The sequence below is a fragment of the Kitasatospora sp. NPDC048365 genome (genome assembly GCF_043200835.1).
Taxonomy (GTDB): Bacteria; Actinomycetota; Actinomycetes; order Streptomycetales; family Streptomycetaceae; genus Kitasatospora; species Kitasatospora terrestris.
The window spans coordinates 17,831-34,760 of sequence record NZ_JBICYJ010000007.1 but is presented as its reverse complement, the minus strand read 5'-3'; the positions used below and the strand labels follow the sequence as shown (position 1 = coordinate 34,760).

Genomic DNA, 16,930 nt, shown 5'->3' with positions numbered 1-16,930 from the left:
CGCAGATGCGCTCGCACCCGAACGACCGATGGGGCGAGCCCGCTCCGCGAGGGACCGACCACCGTGTCCACCGACCTCACCCCCGTCATCGCCGCCTCCGCCCGCTGGCTGCTGGCCGCCTACCCGCCACCCGCCGGCGCGCTCAACCGCGCACTCGCCGAGACCCAGGCCCGCCAGGCCGCGGCCCTTGCGGCCGCCCTGCGCTTTCCCACCGCCCTGGACGTCGAGCTGCTCCACCTCCTGTCCCCCGGCGGGTCCCACCGGCTGGACGGGCTCACCGGCCACGATCCGCACCCCGACGACACCGCCTGGCGGACCTGGGTCGACGAGACGGTCGTCAGCTGGGCCGCCTGCTTCCTCGCCGACCCCTCCCTCGCCGCCCGGGCCAACCGACCCGACCACGGCGACCTGCGACGACTCGCCCTCCCCGGGCCCCGCGACAGCGAAGCCGCCGCACTGCTGCGCCACCCCGACCTGCTCGAAGCCGTCGCCGCCCTGCACCGCCCCGAGTTGCTGGAGCTGCTGAGCGTCGGGGATGCGGCACTGACGTAAGAGCCCGGGCCTACAGCGCAGGCGCGGACCCAACCGTCCCGAAAGCCCGGACCTCCGTCGGGCGAACGCCACGATGGGTCAGCGAGCGGCAACGACCCGACGGAGAGATCTCCACGACCACTCCGCCCCCGGCGTCGCGGAACACCGGGTACCCCGCGGGACCTGTGGCTCCGGTCGCCGTCACGGCGATCCGCAGCAGGTCCACGCCGTCGACCGGCCGCACCGACAGCAGGTAGCCCGCAGGCGGCGCGGGCACGGTATCGCTCACGGGGTCCATCCCCTCACACCTCGATCGGGTCGAAGCCGAGCATCCACTCCAGTGCCAGCGCCACACCGCGGGCGAAGTCGCGGTCGGCGGTGGGACACCGGCGGTCCCGGGCCCGTTCGATCGCGGCGCGCTCCTCGATCGCCAGGTCCAGCTCCGCCGGCACGCCCGTGACCCGCCAGCCGGTCACCGGCGCAGGTCCGGCCGGATCCAGTGCCCACACGCACGCCGCGAGCGCACCTCGCGTGTCGTCGGCCCCGGACCGAGAGCACCGCCGTGCCAGCTCGGCCGCACCGGCCTCTACCGCCGCGCGCGGCCGGACAGCGATGAACAACGTCGCCAATACCGCCTCAGACACCGACTCCACCTCGCCGTTCGACGGGGCGACAGCTTCCGCCGACGACCGCCGGCCTCCTGGCCCCGGGGCTCAGGTCCCCGAACGCACGGCGCGTTCGGCCTCCTGACAGATCTCTCCAGCCTCGGGCAGGCGGCCCACTTTCTCCAGCAGCGCTGCTCCACCCGGGCGGCCGGGCCATCCCGCCGCCGTCGGGGACTCAGGGACGGGGTACGGGCGGGCGCCGGTACCGCACGGCGTCCTCGGTGGTGGCGCAGCTGGGGAACAGCGCGGTCGTGTCGGTGAGTTCCAACACCCGCAGCGTGACCCGCGAGGGGGCGACGAGCACCAGCGGGATCCCGGTGTCGACCGCGCGCCCACGGGCGGTCAGCATCACGTTGAGGCCACTGGAGGTGAGCAGCTCCACACCGGCCATGTCGACGGCGAGCAGGTCCGGACGCTGGTCCAGCGCGGCGCTCAGCGCCCACGCCGCGACGTGCTCGCTGTCCAGGGTCATGTCCCCATTGAAGGAGCACACCAGGGCGCCGCCGACCCGTACGGTCTCCGACCTCAGGCAGGTCGCTCCGCCGTCCTGCTCGATCCGCGGCACGGGCGACGGCGGGGGCACCCGCACCACCGCCGCCGCGGCCACCGGCTCAGGCGGCTCGGCTGCGAGCCGTACCAGGACCTGCCACAGGTCCACGGCTTGCACGCGCAGCGAGACGACGGCCGGGCTTCCCGCCTCGACCGCGGTGAGGTACGCGTCGATGCCGGTGACGGCGTGGAGCACCTGTCGGCGCAGCGGCTCCACCCGGCCGGGATCCGGCCCGTGCTCGACGGGCACGCCGATCCTCTCGGCCAGCACGGTTCGGAGGCGCTCCAGCCCTTCCCTGCTCATCGGATCCATGAGCGACACCATCTCCAGACGAGGGGGCACCGCACCGGTGAGGCGCTGCGGAAGCGATGCGGTGGCGGTCCCTCCACTCTTCGCCCGTTCACCGAACATGTCAACCATTGCACGAATTCATTGTCGTGTTTTGATCGTCGTGAGACGCAGGTCCTATCGTGAGGGCATGGAGAACGGTACGGCGAGCGAGCGGCAGTGGACCTTCCTCACCAACCACGCCCGCGTGCTGGTGCAGATCGCGCGCGACCCCGGCATCCGCGTACGCGACATCGCCGCCCTCTGCCTGCTGACCGAACGCGCCGTCCAACGCATCATCACCGACCTCGAACAGGCCGGGTATCTCAGCCACGAGCGCCGCGGCCGCACCAACCACTACAGCGTCATCACCAGCAAGCAGCTGCGCCACCCCGCCGACGCCGGCCCCACCGTCTCCGAACTCCTCGCCACCCTCCTGCGCCAGGACCCGCCGAAGGACCCCACCGGCCCGGACCCCACCCCAGGCAACGTCCAGCAGTGATCTCTGCCCCCGCCGCCGGCCCGGGACCGCGATGCGAGCGGCCTGCCGAAGTCCGAGGATCCGCCCACAGGATCCCGGCATTGAGCACTGCTCGGATCCATCCGAAGTGACGCTCACCAGGCGCTCCATGCGGTGGCGTACAGAGGAGATCGTCGAGGCGCACCGGGAGATGGAGTCCGGCGCGGCCCTGGGGAAGATGATCGTCACCGTGGCCTGAGCCACGCACGACGGGCCCGCAAACCCAGCCGGCCCTCGCCCGGTTCACCTGAGCGTCCGCATATCCGACGATGCGCCCGAGCCGGCCCCGGACCCTCGGGGCACGACCCAGCCTGTCCCCCGGGCCTGCTCAGGCCTGCCCGTTGTCGGGTTGCCAGCTGAGCAGAGCCCAAGCCTGGTTGCCCTGGTCGGGGCAGCTCGGGCCACACGCGCCGACCGTAACGGTGATCACTAACTGGCTACTGCCGAGTCCGGATCAGTTCGGCGCGCGGGCTTTGGCAAGCGTCCGCGCTGGCCGGCGGGAGATTGCGGCCTTGTCTTGGACTTGCGGGCGGGTTGCTCGGCGCCCAGCGCCGCGAGCTCCTCCGGGCGCCAGCCCGCCCGCGTGGCATCAGCGTACGCGTTGCCGTAGGGAATCTCCGTCTCCGCAAGGAGCCGGCGCAGTCGCTCCCGTTCGACCAGGACGGCGGCGAGCGGTTCGATCGCCTTGTCACGCGCCTCCTGAATCTCCCGGACCTTTCGGAGGAAGTCTGCATCAGTCGAGATCATGGCCCGCATCGTAGGACCGTGCGGCAACAAACTATGTGAAGCGCAACGCCGGTTCACTCGCATCAGCGGTATTGCCCGCCGGGCGTGGACGGGGTGCTTTCGGATCGTGCAGGCTTTCACCATCATGGCTCGTCGAGACCGCAGAGGAACAGGCGGACCTTCGGGAGGTTCCGATGGTTGCAGGTCGTCAGGGGCGCCGAGAGCGACGGCAGGATGATGTCCGCTCGAAGCGGGTGAACCTGTCGTTCAACGAGTTCGAGATGACCGTTGTCCGTATGGCGGCCGAGCGGGAGGGCATGTCGGCCGGGGCATGGGCCGCACGGGCTGCAGTGCTGGTGGCGAAGGAGCAGCTGGTCCCGGTGTCGGCCGATGCCAGGTTCGTGATTCAGGAACTGGTCCGGTCCCGGGTGGAGTTGTCGCGGATCCGGGCTGAGTTCGGCGCCGTCACGCCGGGGGCGGATCCGGGGAGTTCTGACTCGCTGGCGGCCGACTTCGCTGCCGCGGCCACGGCCGCGACGAAGCGGTTGGATGCCGCGACGCGTCAGCTCATGCGGGAGCGAGTGGAGCGGTCGTGATTCCCAAGAAGGCTCGTGAGGGTACCGACACGGGTGGTCTGCTCGCTTATCTCTACGGTCCCGGTAAGAGGGACGAGCACGAGGATCCTCACCTGGTGGCTTCTTGGGAGCCTGACGTCTCTGATCCGGCTGAATGTTCCGGGACGACCGTCTGGGATCTCGGCTTGTTGCTGGACGCGCCCGTTGAGGCGCTGTCCGGCCTCCGCCCGACCGAGCACGTCTACCACGTCGCAGTTCGTATCGCCCCCGAGGACGAGGAGCTCAGCGACGCGCAGTGGGCCGAGGTGGCGCGGGCCATGATGGACGCCGCCGGGATCGCACCGCGCGGCGACCACAACGCTTGCCGGTGGGTGGCGGTGCGGCATGCTTGGGACCACATCCACATCGTGGCGACGAAGGCTCGGCAGGACGGTCATCGTCCGAATCTCCGTCAGGACATTGTCCGCATGCAGGAGCTGGCCCGTGACTTCGAGCGGAGGTGGGGGCTTCGCCGGCTCGTCTCCGGTGATCGCACCGCGGTGAAGTGGCCGACGACCGGTGAGATGTCGAAGTCGGAGCGCCGTGGGCTTCCCTCTACTGCGCGGGAGCTCCTCAATGTGGCGGTGCGCAGCGCTGCCGCGACTGCGGTGGATGAGGCGGATTTCTTCGTGCGGCTGGACTCGGCGGGTGTTCGGGTTCGGCGGCGGGTGGAGTCGGATGGTTCGGTGGTGGGTTATGCGGTGGCGTTGCCGGGTGATCGGGATGGTGCTTCGCGGCCGGTGTGGTTTGCGGGTTCGAAGTTGGCTTTCGATTTGTCTCTTCCGCGTGTTCGGGAGCGTTGGTCGGTCGGGTCGGCCGTGCCGGATTCGGGTCTGGCGGCGGTGGGGCTTTGGGTGGCGGTGGAGCAGCAGGTGCTCGTGGGCGCGTCGCGGTTGGCGGTTGCGGGGCCTCTTGAGGGGGCTGGTGATGTGGCGGCTTTGGGTGATCTCGTGGCGGCGGCCGCGGTGGTCGCTTCGCCTGTTGCGGCGTGTTTGAGGTTGTCGAGTGAGGCGTTTGAGCGGGCGTCGCGGGCTCCTGGGCGGCGTGGGTTGGATGGTGAGGCTCGTTCGCTGTTTCGTGGTGCGGCGCGGGTGCTGTCCGACGCTCCTCTGATCGTCCGTAATGACGTTGCTGCGCTTCTGGGGATTCTCTCGGCGTTGCTGGCGGCGGTCACGGCCGCGGAGCGCTGGCATCTTCAGCAGGGGTATCGGGCGCAGGCGGAGTCGGCGGGGAAGGCCGGCTGCTCGGTGCGGGAGGCGTGCGAGCGCGTTGTCGGGATTGCCGCGTGGCGCCCTGCGGCGCCTGGGCGCGTTGTCGGGGGCGCCGGCCGCGGCGACTCTCCGTTCCCGAGCGCCGTTGTTCGCGAGGCGCTTCCGGTGCTCGCTGAGGCGGTGCTGGCGGACTCGGCGTGGTCGGCGCTGTCGGCTCGCCTGCACGCGGTGTCCGGCAGCGGGCACGACCCGGGGCAGGTTCTGGCCGCTGTGGCGGCCCACCGTGAGCTGGACTCTGCGGCGTCGGTCGCCCAGGTGCTCGTCTGGCGTCTCGACGGCTGGCTCAGCCGCTGCGGTTCGGCCGCCGGCCAACCTGCCGAAGACCGGGTTAAGGGTTCTGGGACGCCGTCCAGGGCGGCCCGCCGACAATCCCAGCACGCGCCCCGTCGTCCTGCGGACCAGGGCCCTGACGGTCCGAAGCGCGCCCGGTGACAAGCACAAGGAGCCAGAGTGACGACCACACCTGACCAATCGGACACGTTCGCGGCGGCGGTCGGGGAGGCCGTCGAGACTTCGGCGGTGGCGGTCCGCCTCGTGCTGGCGATCGCGGACGCGGTCTGTGTTGCGGCCGAGGCACGCACCGGTAGGTCCGTCCCCGAGGTGCCGGACGGTCAGGCATTGTCCGAGGCCGCCGGCGATCTCCGGACAGCCCTGCCTTCGGACGTCTCCACCGCGCTGATTCGCAGTGCCGCGTGGCCGACCGTTGCGAAGCAGCTGGTTGCCCTGCGCCGCGCGGGTGTGGACCTTGAGGATTTCCTCCCGAGGGTGGGAAGGATCGCGGTGGGCGTCCGCGACACGGTGCTCGCCGGTGCCGCGCGCCCGGCGGCGGCACCGCTCGGGTACTGGGGCGACCTGGTGGAGCGAACCCTTCCCTCCGGCCCGGTGCGGGAGGCCGTCCTCGCCTCACCGCGGTGGCCGGAGATCGCTTCGGCCATGCAGTTCCTGCACCGGAACGGCCTCGACGTACCTCGACTCCTCCGGACCGCCCACGCTTCCGCTGCTGGGGTGTTCGAAACGGCCGGACGTACTCTCACCAACAGTTCCCGGTCCGGCCGCGCCGTCAGCCGGGACGTGCTCCGCTGCTACGGTCCACTGACTGTAGGTCTCGAGGTTCCCCCGGATCTGGACCTCAGTCTTCGCGAACCCGCGCTCGCCCGGCTCGGGGTGTCGAAAGCGCAGAACTCCCGATACGTCCGCTGGATCCGGGAAGCAATCCCCGACATGGAGCACGCAACGTCCGTCCTGGTGACGATGCGCCAGTGGCCACTGCTCGCAGCCCGGATGGCGCACCTGGAGGAGGCCGGCACCGATGTTTCCGCCCGTCTGGCTCACCTCGGCCGGGACCGGAGCTGGGCCGAAGGCTCGCCCGGCAAGATCGGCGAACGGCTTCTCCGTGAAACCATCGCAGCGCTCCACCGGCCGGCCGGTGACCACCCTGCGCCCGCCTCTGTCATCACATCGGCTGCTCGCGCCTCGTCCAAGTCCGAGCACAGGGCAGCCACCGGCAGGGCGTCGACCGCAGCGCCCACCACCGCTCCGCCCCGCGCCCAAAGGCCGGCGAACAAGCCATCGCCCCGCAGAGGCTGAGTCCGGGGGCGCGGCGGTCCGGCAACGACCGCCCGCTATCAACGCGAGCAGATCCTCGGCGACACCCACCCCGACATCCTGACCAGCCGCAACCCGGCCGCCAGCGCCTACCGCTTTCGGGTGGCAGCGGCCACTCGCGAATTCGCCGGCCGCGTCCTCACCAACGACCGCCAAGCCCGCGACCTCGTCGGCAACCCACTCCTGCAGATCCACCACGGGCAGGGAATGACCTGCGTCCTCAATCCCGCAATCGCCGCCTGTCAGCTGCGCGGATCCGCTGACGATCCCATGGTCACCCCGGACCTGGACGACTGCCGCCCCAAGTGTCGGAACCTCGCCCGCACCGACCGCGACATCGAGTACGTCAAGCAGCAGGCCGCCGAATTGGCCGAGAGCGTCGCCAACCCCCTGGCCCCGCCGATCCGCCACGACCGCGAACGCCAGGCACTCGCGCGGCTCACAGCCATCGTCGAAGCCCACGGACAAGGAGCCTTGAGCCGGTGAGCAGGTTCCCGATCGACCACGAGAGCGACCCAGGCCGCCGGGCGATCCTCGCCGCCATGAACCGGCTGTTCGCCGGCACACCCCAACGCTCCAACGGGCGCCTCAACGTCTCCCAGCTGGCCATCGAAGCCGACGTCCAGCGCTGACGCCTGACACACCAGCACCCCGACCTCAAGGACCAGTTCCAGGCCGAGGCCGCCAAGAACGAGGCCAAGCGAGCGACTCGCACACGCTCGGCCGACGCCTTCGAGGGCCTGAAGAAGCAGCACACCGACCTCCAGGCGCACTGCCGGTTCCTGGAAGCTCGCCTCCACGCATACGCGACGGCCATCCATCTACTCTCTCTGGAGAACGCCGCGCTGTCCGAGAGCAACGAAGACGCCGCAACGGTCCGCCTGCTACCCCGCCGTCCAGATCACCTGCCCTGACCCAAGTGGACGCTGGCGCGGATCAAGACCTCTGATCGGCTGGCGGTTCCACCTCTCGTGCATCGTCCAGAGCGTATGGAAGCCGGTGAGGCCCAGCAGCTGGTCGTGCCGGCGGCCGGTCCGGAGCCCGGCGCACTCGGGCAGCGCGGCGGGGTGCCACTGGCCGGGGCGATCCGTCTATTGACGGCAAACGTTCCGCGATTGGGTGCCCGGCCTCCTGGAATGCCACCAAGCACCGAACGGGCCGCCCCGCAGCCCAACGCTCGACCGGCGCGGCCGTAGACCGCGGTACAGACTGAGAACAGGACAATGGGAGAGGCGATGGCCGAGGGCGACACGAGGACCGGCGGAGCACCAGCGGTCGGGTTCGAGTTTGTCGGCAGGGCACGCGAGCTCGCGGACCTGGAGGCCGCGGTCTCGGCCCGGCCCGCCGTCGTGTTCGTCGAGGGGGAGGCCGGGATCGGCAAGTCTCGGTTGGTCGCGGAGGCGCGCACGGCACTCGGAGCCGTCGGCATCGCCTTCCTGACCGGTATGTGCCACCCACTGCGCGAGCCGCTGCCGTACGGCCCGGTCGCCGACGCGCTGCGCGGCGCCAGGGCGTCGCCGGCGGATCCGGGCGACGCCCCAGAGGCTCCGTGGACAGCGGCTGACCCGCAGCGGACGGCCGACACCGTTCGCGCCCGGCTGCGCTCCGCTGCCCCCGCCGTCCTGGTCGTAGAGGACGTGCACTGGGCCGACCCGGCCACCCGTGAGCTGCTGCTGCTCATCGCCCGGGAGCCACCGGAGGACTGCGCGCTCGTCGTCACCTACCGCCAGGAGGACCTCCCGGCCGGCACCGCGCTGCTCGGCGCCCCATACCACCGGCCGGTCGGCGTCTCCGGTGCGGACCTCGTGCTCGGACCACTCCAGTACACCGACCTCGCGACCCTCGCCGCGTCCGCGCTCGGCCGGCCCGTACCGCCCGGCCTGGCGCGGCTGCTGCACGAGCGCAGCGGCGGGCTGCCGCTGATCGTGGAGGAGGATCTGATCACCCTCACACACCGTGGCCGGTCGGCCGACCCGACCGTGCAGGCCCTCGACACGGACGCTGTTCTCGGTGTGCCGCGCAGCCTGCGCGAGATCATCGACGAGCGCCTGCGGCGACTCAGTCCGGCCGCCGCCGCACTGGTGCATGCCGCCGCGGTCCTCGGTGTGCCGGCTGCGCAGCACCTGCTCCAGGAGGTCGCCGGGCCGGGCGACCTGGACGACCTCGCGCTGGAGGAGGCCCTGCGCGCGCCCGTCCTGCACGAGCTCGGCCCCGATGCCTATGGTTTCGCGCACGTCCTCGCCCGCCAGGCCGTCTACGAGTCGACGCCAGGGCCCGTCCGGATGCGCGCGCACCGGCGCGCGCTCGCCGCGCTGCAGGGTCGGCCCGAGCCGCCGCTGGTCCAGATCGCCCACCACACAAAATGCCTCGGCGACACGGAGGCGTGGTTGCCGAGGGCACGAGCCGCCGCCGACCACGCCATCGCCGTCGGCGACCTGGGGACGGCCGCCGACCTGCTGAGCGACATCCTCGGCCAGCACCGCGATCTGACCCCCGAGCAGATCGGCGACACCGCCCGCGCACTGGCCGGCGCCGTACGACACGACACCGCGTCGGATCTGGCCGTCGCCGCCCTGCGCCGCATCCTCACGGTTCCGCGGCTCCCCGTCCCCGTCCGGGCGGAGATCCGCCTCCGGCTCGGCCTGGTCCAGTACAACAACCGCCGCGACCCGGCCGGACTCGCCGAGATCGAAGCCGTCCTCCCCGACCTGGAGCGGCACAACCCCGAACTCGCCGCCCGCGCCATGGCCTCGCTCGCGGGTGCCGACGACACGGACTTCACCGTCGCCGAACGGATGGCGTGGCTGGAGCGGGCCCGTGAGGTCCTCGCCGACACGCCGCACCGCGCCACCCGCGCCGGCATCACCATGACCTGGCTCTCCGTCATCGGGCGGCAGGGCGACCAGCGGGTGACCTCGCTGCTGTCCTCGCTGCCCCGGGAGGACGAGGACCGGGCCGTGGTCCGCACCACCGTGATGGCCCTCGCGAACGCTGCGGAGAACGGCATCCTGCTCGGGCAGGACGAACGCGCGGTGGCCTGGGCGGAGGAGGCCGTCCCGCTCTCGATCGGGGCGAGGGCTCCGCTCTTCACCCTGGGCGTCGAAGGATGTCTTGTGGTCCTCACCTGGCTCGGCGGCCGCTGGGACGCCTGGGAGGACGGCCTGAGGTCGCTCCGCACCCGCCACCCCGACGCCGGAGAACTGGTGTCCGGCTGGTTCGTCGCGGTCACCGAGGGCATCACCGCGCTCGCCCGCGGCAGATACGCGGCGGCCGCAGAACGCTTCGACCACCTGCTCACCGCCGATCCCCGGAACCTGGGCCTGCCCGCCCTCGCCGCCGCCGCAGGCACCGCCCGCATTCACCTCGCCCACCACGACCCCGACAAGGCCTGGCGGGCCGTCTCCGACTACCTGCCGCTCGTCGAGCACAACGCCCTCTGGGTCGTCGGCTGGGACCTGATCCCTGTCGCCGTCGAGACCGCGCTGCTGCGTGGTGAACGCGCCACCGCCGAGGATCTCGCCGCCCGGCACGCGACCGCGATCGAGGGCCGGGACGCCCCGGCCGCGGCGGCGGAGCACCTCCTGTGCCGAGGGCTGCTGCTCGCCGAGGACGACCCCGTGGCCGCTGCGGCCGCCTTCGAGGACGCCGCGGCGCGCTGGAGCGGCATCGGGCGCCCCTACCCGGCCGCACTCGCGGTGGAGCGGGCAGCCGCCGCCCACATGGCCGAGGACCTCGGCCGCGCCAGGGTCCTCCTGGACGAGGCCGCCTCCCGGCTCGACGCCCTCGGCGCCGTCGCCGACGCGGAGCGCTGCCGCAGCCGGGCCCGCGTCGCCAGCGGCCGCCGCACCCACGCCCCCGGCCGGGCCGGATACGGCGACCGCCTCTCCCCTCGCGAGGAGCAGGTCCTCGGCCTGCTGCGGCACGGTGCCACCAACCGCGATGTCGCCGCCGCGCTCTCCCTCTCCCAACGGACCGTCGAACACCACGTCGCCGCGGTGCTGCGCAAACTGGGCGTCCGCCGCGAGGACCTGTTCGAGAAGGGCGGGCCTCCCCCGGCCCGGTGACATGGTCGTGGCGCGCTCAGCGCGGCTGCGGGACTGAGACACGATCGGAACACGGTCGGCGGACAGCCGGGGACGGAGGCCGTCCCCGGCTGTGCTGTTCAAGCTGCAGGTGCTCCTGCCGGTCAGCGCTTGACCGCGAAGACCGGCCACTTCCCGCTGTAGTCGTTGGTCTGGTTCGCGTAGTTGACCATGGTGCCCATCACGCTGATGGAGCGTCGGTTCTCGATGTAGACGGCGTGGTCGATGCGGTCGGCGTCGGTGCCGGCCTTGTCGACGGGGAGGTCGAAGACGGGTTCGAGGGTGGTGCCGCCGCGCAGGGCGACGCTGGACAGGGTGGTGAAGTCCTCGTTGGCGAAGAGGAATTCGAAGTCGCCGGTGCCGGTCTTGACCATGTCGAAGAACTGGGCGGTGCCGGACTTGACGGTGCCGATCTGCCAGGTGGAGCCGTTGAGCCGGCCGTACCGGACGTTGCGCTGGCCGCCCAGGGCCTCGCCGAAGCCGACGTAGATCTGCCCGGAGTCGGTGGCCCAGACCTGGGAGTACTGGATGGGGTGGGTTGCGTAGAAGTCGCCGGAGTCGGCCGGGGATGCGGCCTTGACGAGGTGCGCGGGCAGGTCCGCGGTGTTGACGGTGCTTCCGGCGCTCTGCCCGGCCGCGTTGGACATCCGGCCGGTGGCCGGGTCGTAGACGCTGACGTAGAGGTCCTTGCCCTGCTTGGCGTGGCCGTTCGGACCGCCCCACAGCGTGTAGCTGATGTAGATCTTGCCGTTGATCGGGGCGACGCCGAAGGCGTAGACCTCGTCGAACTTGTCGGCGGTCTTCCCGGTGTCGATGATCGTGGACGCCGCGGACCAGGTGGCGCCGTTGTCGTCGGAGCTCATCACCTTGTAGCTGCGGTAGGGGTAGTTGACGTCGTCGTTGCGGGAGTAGAAGAAGTAGAGCTTGTCGCCGAGCACGACCGGCATCGGGTAGTCGTTCCAGTCGCCGCTGATCTGGTTGGTGGTCCAGGTGCCGTCGGCGGAGTGGGCGGTGGGCGCGGTGGCCATGTACGAGGCGACCGAGTGCTTGTTGAAGAACACCGCGAGCCTGCCGTTGGGCAGCAGCACCAGCGTCGAGTAGTTGTGGTAGTCGTACTTGCCGGTCTGGTTCTGGTCCTTGACCAGGACCGGGGCCTCCCACGCCGAGGTGGCGTGGTTGTAGGCGCGGACGTACACGTCCATCTGGGGGCCGTTGTAGGTGATGAACGTCTTGTCGGAGGCGGGGTCGTAGAGGCCGCCTCCGAAGGATCGCCGGCACTGGAACGTGGCGTCGGTGCTGAGCACGTCGAACGAGGGCGCGGACGCGGTGGCGGCAACCGCGGTGGGGGCGGCGGAGGGCAGCACGACAGCGCTGCCGGCCAGGGCGAGGAGTGCTGCGGCCAGCGCGGTGCGGCGCCGCAGCGGCGCCGCGAGGACGGTGGGTCGGGACATGGCTTCTCCCGGGTGGGTGGGTGGGGGTGAGGGCGAGGGGAGAACCTCGGGTCGGGTCGGCCCCCGGCTGCGGGCGTGCGACTCACACGCCACCGAGGCGAACGAAACCAACCAGAAACAAACACCCGTCGACGGGTATGAGAATGACACCCAGGTTGCCGATGCGTGTCAAGTAGTAGCGCCGATCTCGTCGACACAGGGTGCGTTCGGGGTGTCGGAGATCGTCCGACGCCGCTGCCCGGACGCCTGCGCGCATGATGCGGCGGTACCTAGCGTTTACCTACCGATTGCCCTTCCCGACACGCAACCGTGTTCACCCCCGGCTGGCGTAGAACAGCTCCGACGTGCGGAAATGGATCACGCGTCAGCTGCGCCGGCCGGAGTTCACCATCACCGCCGACGAGCTGCCGACCGCCTCGAAGGCGGCCCACACCACCGCGATCCGGGCCGCTGTTCGGCGCGCGATGCGGTGCCCGGATTCGTCGTCGACACCCCGATTCGGTCTCCGTGGCGCACCGGCCCCTAGTGATCGACCCTTGATCATCAGGCCGTTTGATTGCGTTCGAATGTGATCGCATGGCGCGGCCTGCGGCCCCGCTGTGTCCCCACCCTCCAGTCAAGGAAGCACGCCATGCTCAGTGCCCGTACACGCCGCTCCGCCGCCCTCACCGCGACCGGCCTGCTGCTGCCGCTCGCCCTCGCCGCCTGCTCCACGGGGCAGGAAACCGGTGGCAACAACGATGTCGCCAAGGTCGACGGGAAGATCTCGATCACCTACCTGCAGAAGCAGGGCGACCAGGAGTACTTCGTCGGTGAGGCCGCCGGCGCCAAGGCCAAGGCCCAGGAGTTGGGCGTGGACCTGAAGGTGGTCAACCTCGGCAACGACGCCAACAAGTCCGTCAGCGAGGTGCAGGCCGCCATCGCCCAGAAGAGCAACGGCCTGATCGTGGTCGTCCCCGACCCGGCCGTCGGGCCGCAGATCGTCCAGACCGCCAAGGACGCCAAGGTCGCGCTGCTCACCTCCGACGACCAGATCTGCACCACTGGCCCGGCCCCGGCATCCTGCAGCAAGGACGATCTGGTCGCCCGCATCGGCTTCTCCGGCGAGCAGATGGGCACCGAGGTCGGCAAGCGCGCTGCGGAGGAGTTCAAGAAGGCCGGCTGGAACCCGGCCGACACCCGGATCATCTCCGCCTGGAAGCGGGACGTCACCGTCTGCGGCGACCGGGTCCAGGCTGCCAAGGCGGCCTTCGCCACGGCTGCCACCCAGGACGTGACGAACATCGACGTCGCCACCGACAACACCCCCACCGGCGCCCAGGACAAGATCGCCGCCACTGTCACCGCCAACCCCGGCATCAAGCACTGGGTCGTCTGGGGCTGCAACGACGAGAACGTGCAGGGCGGGGTCACCGCCCTGGAGAACGCCGGATTCAAGGCGGACAACGTCATCGGGGTGGGCCTGGGGGCCTACCTGGCCTGCAAGAACTGGAACTCCGGCAAGCCCTCCGGGATGAAGGCCGCCCTGTTCATCAACGGCAAGGACGTCGGCGCCCTCGCCGTCCAGACCATGTACGACAAGCTCAAGAACGGCAAGGACTTCCCGAAGGAGGCCTTCGCCCCGACCACCATGGTCGACGCCTCCAACTGGAAGGCAGCCGGGGTCACCTGCAGCTGACACCACCCGCCCGGTGACCGGTGGGGTGCGGCCACATCCCTGCGCCGCCGCACCCCCCGTCGCCCGCACCCGACTCACCCTGTATCCCGCGCCGCATCGCTGGCTCCACCGCCCGCGGTGTGCCGCGCACATCCCCGACTTCCGTGAGGTTCCGCTATGAACTCCCCCGCTGCCTTCCGTCCCCCGGAGCCCCCTCCGCCCGCCACCGGCACCGCGGCGGTGGCCGTCGAGGCGGTCACCAAGCGGTTCGGCGCGGTACAGGCGCTGTCCGAGGTGACGTTGGAATTCCTTCCGGGCCAGGTCACCGCGCTGATGGGCGAGAACGGCGCCGGAAAGTCGACCCTGTTGAAGATCCTCACCGGTGACCACCAGCCCACCGAGGGCCGTGTCCTCGTCGCCGGCAAGCCCACGCGGTTCTCCTCCCCGATCGACGCACGCCGCGCCGGGATCCGGATCATCCCGCAGGAGCCGGAGATCATCCCGCACGTCTCCGTCGCCGAGAACGTGTACGCGGGCGCCCTGCCGCGCACCGCAGGACGCCGCCTCGACCGCGCCGAGCTGCGCCGCCGCATCACCGCCGACCTGAGGCGCCTGGGCTTCGACAAGGTCCTCGACCCGGACCTCCTCGGCTCCGAACTCACTCCCGCCCAGCGCCAACTGGTGGAGATCCTGCGGGCGCTGACAGGTAAGGCCACAGCCATCGCCTTCGACGAGCCGACCTCATCCCTCTCGGAGAACGAAGTCGAAGCCCTCTTCGCCCTGATCAAGAGACTGCGGGACGAGGGCGTCGCCGTCATCTACGTCTCCCACCGCATGAAGGAGATCTTCCAACTCGCCGACCGGATCGCCGTACTGCGCGACGGTGCACTCGCCGGCGTCCAGGACGCCGCCACCACCGACGAGGGCGAACTCGTACGGCTGATGGTCGGCCGTAACCTCACCGCCATGTTCTCCCGCGAGCGTGTCGCCACCGACCGCCTGGTACTGGATGTCAAGGGCCTGACGACCGACCAGGTCACCGGAGTCGACCTTCGGATCCATGCCGGCGAGATCGTCGGCCTGGCCGGGCTGATCGGCGCCGGACGCTCCGAACTCGCTCTCGCCCTCGCCGGTGACCTCCCGGTCCGCTCCGGGACGGTGGAGTTGGACGGTGAGCGTCTGCCGCTGGACAACCCCGGCGCCGTGATCCGCGCCGGCCTCGGCCTGGCACCGGAGGAGCGCAAAGCCCAGGCCCTGTTCCTGCACCGCTCGATCCGCGACAACACCTCCGTCGTCGTCCTCGATCGCCTCCGCCGCTTCCGGTTCGTCCGCCGCTCCGCCGAACGGCGGGTGGCACAGGAATACACCGACCGGCTGCGGGTGCGCACCCCTTCCATCGAGCACGAGGTCCGCAAGCTCTCCGGCGGCAACCAGCAGAAGGTCGTCCTCGCCCGCTGGCTCGCCCACAAACCCAAGGTGCTGATCCTCGACGAGCCCACCCGCGGGATCGACGTCGGAGCGAAGGCGGAGATCTATCAGATCATCGCCGACCTTGCCCGCGAGGGCGTCGCCATCCTCGTCATCTCGTCGGAACTGCCCGAGGTCCTCGGTCTCGCCGACCGGATCGTCGTGATGCAGAACGGCCGCATCACCGGGGCACTCGACCGTGACCAGGCCACCGAAGAAGCAGTCCTCCAGCTCGCCATGGCCGACGACCTCGCCCACGCCCACACTCCGGGAGCCCCCGCATGACCACCACCACCCCGTCGGCCACAGAAACCGGAACCCGCAGGCGCACCGGCACCGCGCGTACCGGCCTCCTCGCCTCCATCGGCGGTCAGAACCTGAGCCTGATCGGTGCACTCGTCGCCGTCATGACCCTGTTCGGCGCTCTGAACGGGAACTTCCTGTCCGTCAGCAACCTCCAGGTGATCGCGGAAGCCGCCACCATCACCGGCCTGCTCGCCGTCGTCCAGACCGTCGTCATCATCTGCGGCGGCCTGGACATCTCGGTCGGCTCCCAGGCCGGCGTCGCCTCCGTCGTCTCCGCGATGGCCTTCACCGGCACGGGTTCCAACCCCTACCTGGGCATCGCCGCCGCCGTCGGCATCGGTGTCCTGGTCGGCATCCTCAACGGCCTGGTCATCGTCTACGGCCGGGTCAACCCCACCATCGCCACCCTGGCCGGGCTCGCCGCGTACAAGGGCCTCGCCCAGCTGCTCTCCGACGGCCGGGCCCAGGGCTACGTCCTCAACGACCCGGTCTTCGTCTTCCTCGGACGCGGAAGGATCGCCGGCCTCCCTGTCATGGTCTGGCTGCTCATCCTCACCGCCGTCGCCGTGCACGTCCTGCTCAAGTACACCGACATCGGCCGCAACCTCTACGCCATCGGCGGCAACGACACCGCTGCCCGCCTCGCCGGCATCAGCATCAACAAGTACCTCATCGCCGTCTACGCCCTGATCGGCATCGTGTCCGCCGTCGCGGGCATCCTGCTCACCGCCCGTACCGGCTCCGGCCAGCCGGTCTCCGGCAGCGAGGGCCTGGAGCTCAAGGCCATCACCGCCGCCGCCCTCGGTGGTGCAGCCCTGAAGGGCGGCAAGGGCGGCATCGGCGGCACCCTGCTCGCCGTCGCCCTGCTCGGCGCCCTGGAGAACGGCCTCACCGTCCAGGGCATCAACTCCTTCTGGCAGAACGTCGCCCAGGGCGCCCTCCTCGTCATCGCCGTCGCCGTCCAGCAGCGCCGCACCGGCGAACGCCCCATCGGACTCCCCGCCTGACCACCCGCACCTCTCCGTCCGGACCGCAGCAACAGGCCGTCCCGCCGTCGCGACGGCCGCGGTCCCCACGGAGACCCGCCGGTGGCGGTTGTCGAGGGTCGACCGTCACCGGTGAGCCGCCGGACCTCCATCCGGAGGTCCGGCGGTGCCT

16 protein-coding genes are annotated in these 16,930 nt (G+C 70.9%); 11 read left to right on the top strand and 5 right to left on the bottom strand.

Annotated elements, in window-relative coordinates; all coding sequences use genetic code 11:
• Nucleotides 1-63 precede the first annotated feature (63 nt).
• Nucleotides 64-552: a hypothetical protein gene (locus tag ACGFX4_RS09195; protein ID WP_393071359.1), complete on the top strand. Its 489-nt coding sequence runs from the start codon at nucleotides 64-66 to the stop codon at nucleotides 550-552.
• A gap of 10 nt (nucleotides 553-562) precedes the next feature.
• Here ACGFX4_RS09195 and ACGFX4_RS09190 read toward each other — a convergent pair whose 3' ends face one another.
• The 3 genes from ACGFX4_RS09190 to ACGFX4_RS09180 form a co-directional block, all read right to left on the bottom strand.
• Nucleotides 563-829, bottom strand: a complete 267-nt coding sequence (locus ACGFX4_RS09190) for a DUF6296 family protein (protein ID WP_393071358.1) — start codon at nucleotides 827-829, stop codon at nucleotides 563-565.
• Nucleotides 830-833: 4 nt separating this feature from the next.
• Nucleotides 834-1,007 (bottom strand): hypothetical protein, encoded by a 174-nt coding sequence (locus ACGFX4_RS09185; RefSeq protein ID WP_393071357.1) that lies wholly within the window; start codon nucleotides 1,005-1,007, stop codon nucleotides 834-836.
• A 364-nt stretch (nucleotides 1,008-1,371) separates the two neighbouring features.
• Entirely contained in the window at nucleotides 1,372-2,058 is a 687-nt protein-coding gene (locus ACGFX4_RS09180; protein ID WP_393071356.1) for an STAS domain-containing protein, read from the bottom strand.
• Nucleotides 2,059-2,224: 166 nt separating this feature from the next.
• Between ACGFX4_RS09180 and ACGFX4_RS09175 the strand changes: the two genes are divergently transcribed.
• Nucleotides 2,225-2,575: a helix-turn-helix transcriptional regulator gene (locus tag ACGFX4_RS09175; protein WP_393071355.1), complete on the top strand. Its 351-nt coding sequence runs from the start codon at nucleotides 2,225-2,227 to the stop codon at nucleotides 2,573-2,575.
• 447 nt (nucleotides 2,576-3,022) lie between these two features.
• Here the strand turns inward: ACGFX4_RS09175 and ACGFX4_RS09170 are convergent, their stop codons facing one another.
• On the bottom strand, nucleotides 3,023-3,340 hold the full coding sequence (locus ACGFX4_RS09170) for a hypothetical protein (protein WP_393071354.1): 318 nt from the start codon (nucleotides 3,338-3,340) through the stop codon (nucleotides 3,023-3,025).
• A 233-nt stretch (nucleotides 3,341-3,573) separates the two neighbouring features.
• Between ACGFX4_RS09170 and ACGFX4_RS09165 the strand changes: the two genes are divergently transcribed.
• From ACGFX4_RS09165 to ACGFX4_RS09140, 6 genes are all read left to right on the top strand, one after another.
• Nucleotides 3,574-3,915, top strand: a complete 342-nt coding sequence (locus ACGFX4_RS09165; RefSeq protein ID WP_393071353.1) for a hypothetical protein — start codon at nucleotides 3,574-3,576, stop codon at nucleotides 3,913-3,915.
• Nucleotides 3,912-5,636: a relaxase/mobilization nuclease domain-containing protein gene (locus ACGFX4_RS09160; RefSeq protein WP_393071352.1), complete on the top strand. Its 1,725-nt coding sequence runs from the start codon at nucleotides 3,912-3,914 to the stop codon at nucleotides 5,634-5,636. The genes ACGFX4_RS09165 and ACGFX4_RS09160 overlap by 4 nt, the downstream gene beginning before the upstream one ends.
• An 18-nt stretch (nucleotides 5,637-5,654) precedes the next feature.
• A complete protein-coding gene (locus tag ACGFX4_RS09155; RefSeq protein ID WP_393071351.1) occupies nucleotides 5,655-6,791 on the top strand; it encodes a hypothetical protein in 1,137 nt (378 codons plus the stop codon).
• A 120-nt stretch (nucleotides 6,792-6,911) separates the two neighbouring features.
• A complete protein-coding gene (locus tag ACGFX4_RS09150; RefSeq protein ID WP_393071350.1) occupies nucleotides 6,912-7,295 on the top strand; it encodes a hypothetical protein in 384 nt (127 codons plus the stop codon).
• Nucleotides 7,292-7,441: a hypothetical protein gene (locus ACGFX4_RS09145; protein ID WP_393071349.1), complete on the top strand. Its 150-nt coding sequence runs from the start codon at nucleotides 7,292-7,294 to the stop codon at nucleotides 7,439-7,441. Before ACGFX4_RS09150 ends, ACGFX4_RS09145 begins: the two co-directional genes overlap by 4 nt.
• 603 nt (nucleotides 7,442-8,044) lie before the next feature.
• The gene (locus tag ACGFX4_RS09140; RefSeq protein ID WP_393071348.1) at nucleotides 8,045-10,873 is read left to right on the top strand and encodes an ATP-binding protein; all 2,829 of its coding nucleotides are present in this window, start codon (nucleotides 8,045-8,047) and stop codon (nucleotides 10,871-10,873) included.
• Between the two features lie 122 nt (nucleotides 10,874-10,995).
• Here the strand turns inward: ACGFX4_RS09140 and ACGFX4_RS09135 are convergent, their stop codons facing one another.
• A complete protein-coding gene (locus ACGFX4_RS09135; RefSeq protein ID WP_393071347.1) occupies nucleotides 10,996-12,342 on the bottom strand; it encodes a BNR-4 repeat-containing protein in 1,347 nt (448 codons plus the stop codon).
• A 631-nt stretch (nucleotides 12,343-12,973) separates the two neighbouring features.
• On the opposite strand from ACGFX4_RS09135, the gene ACGFX4_RS09130 reads away from it, so the two are divergent.
• The 3 genes from ACGFX4_RS09130 (at nucleotide 12,974) to ACGFX4_RS09120 (ending at nucleotide 16,779) form a co-directional block, all read left to right on the top strand.
• The gene (locus tag ACGFX4_RS09130; RefSeq protein WP_393071346.1) at nucleotides 12,974-14,020 is read left to right on the top strand and encodes a substrate-binding domain-containing protein; all 1,047 of its coding nucleotides are present in this window, start codon (nucleotides 12,974-12,976) and stop codon (nucleotides 14,018-14,020) included.
• A gap of 156 nt (nucleotides 14,021-14,176) precedes the next feature.
• Nucleotides 14,177-15,751 (top strand): sugar ABC transporter ATP-binding protein, encoded by a 1,575-nt coding sequence (locus ACGFX4_RS09125; protein ID WP_393071345.1) that lies wholly within the window; start codon nucleotides 14,177-14,179, stop codon nucleotides 15,749-15,751.
• Nucleotides 15,748-16,779 (top strand): ABC transporter permease, encoded by a 1,032-nt coding sequence (locus tag ACGFX4_RS09120; RefSeq protein ID WP_393071344.1) that lies wholly within the window; start codon nucleotides 15,748-15,750, stop codon nucleotides 16,777-16,779. The genes ACGFX4_RS09125 and ACGFX4_RS09120 overlap by 4 nt, the downstream gene beginning before the upstream one ends.
• Nucleotides 16,780-16,930 lie beyond the last annotated feature (151 nt).

Coding starts and splice junctions, on each gene's coding strand:
- ACGFX4_RS09190 (WP_393071358.1), bottom strand. CDS start 829: ATGGACCCCGTGAGCGATACCGTGCCCGCGCCGCCTGCGGGCTACCTG.
- ACGFX4_RS09180 (WP_393071356.1), bottom strand. CDS start 2,058: ATGGATCCGATGAGCAGGGAAGGGCTGGAGCGCCTCCGAACCGTGCTG.
- ACGFX4_RS09175 (WP_393071355.1), top strand. CDS start 2,225: ATGGAGAACGGTACGGCGAGCGAGCGGCAGTGGACCTTCCTCACCAAC.
- ACGFX4_RS09170 (WP_393071354.1), bottom strand. CDS start 3,340: ATGATCTCGACTGATGCAGACTTCCTCCGAAAGGTCCGGGAGATTCAG.
- ACGFX4_RS09140 (WP_393071348.1), top strand. CDS start 8,045: ATGGCCGAGGGCGACACGAGGACCGGCGGAGCACCAGCGGTCGGGTTC.
- ACGFX4_RS09135 (WP_393071347.1), bottom strand. CDS start 12,342: ATGTCCCGACCCACCGTCCTCGCGGCGCCGCTGCGGCGCCGCACCGCG.
- ACGFX4_RS09130 (WP_393071346.1), top strand. CDS start 12,974: ATGCTCAGTGCCCGTACACGCCGCTCCGCCGCCCTCACCGCGACCGGC.
- ACGFX4_RS09125 (WP_393071345.1), top strand. CDS start 14,177: ATGAACTCCCCCGCTGCCTTCCGTCCCCCGGAGCCCCCTCCGCCCGCC.
- ACGFX4_RS09120 (WP_393071344.1), top strand. CDS start 15,748: ATGACCACCACCACCCCGTCGGCCACAGAAACCGGAACCCGCAGGCGC.